General features: G+C 67.2%; 1 protein-coding gene. It reads right to left on the bottom strand.

Annotated elements, in window-relative coordinates; all coding sequences use genetic code 11:
* Positions 1-427: UxaA family hydrolase (locus HB681_RS37785; protein ID WP_213960001.1), on the bottom strand; the 427-nt coding region annotated here is incomplete at both ends.

Below are 427 nucleotides of genomic sequence, written 5' to 3'. Positions count from 1 at the left end.
GGCGGGGACGGTCTCGCGGCGGCGCGCGTTGAGCCGCTCCAGGTGTTCTTCCGCCTGCCGCATGATCGACTCGACCATCGACATGAAGCCCACATGCGCATCGTCCTGCAGGCAGACCACGTCCAGCTTGGCGTCGGCACTGGAGCCGACATCGGCCACGTTGCGCTCGTCGATGAGCGGAATGGTGCCGGGCGGCATCAGGCGCTCGGGCTGCAGCTTCTCGCAGCCCAGGCTCACCAGCATCACCTCGCCGCCGAAGTTGGGGTTCAGGCTGATGTTGCGCAGCGTGCGGATCGGGATGATCGCGTCGGGCGCGTCGATGGCTACGCCGCAGCCGTAGGTGTGCTCCAGCGCGACGACATCGTCGACGTTGGGGTACTTGGGCAGCAGCTCGGACTTGATGCGCGAGACGGCGAAGTCGGTGACG

It is taken from the genome of Variovorax sp. dw_954, assembly GCF_018449755.1.
In the GTDB taxonomy this organism is placed as follows: Bacteria; Pseudomonadota; Gammaproteobacteria; order Burkholderiales; family Burkholderiaceae_C; genus Variovorax.
This window is presented reverse-complemented; position numbering and strand designations above follow the sequence as displayed.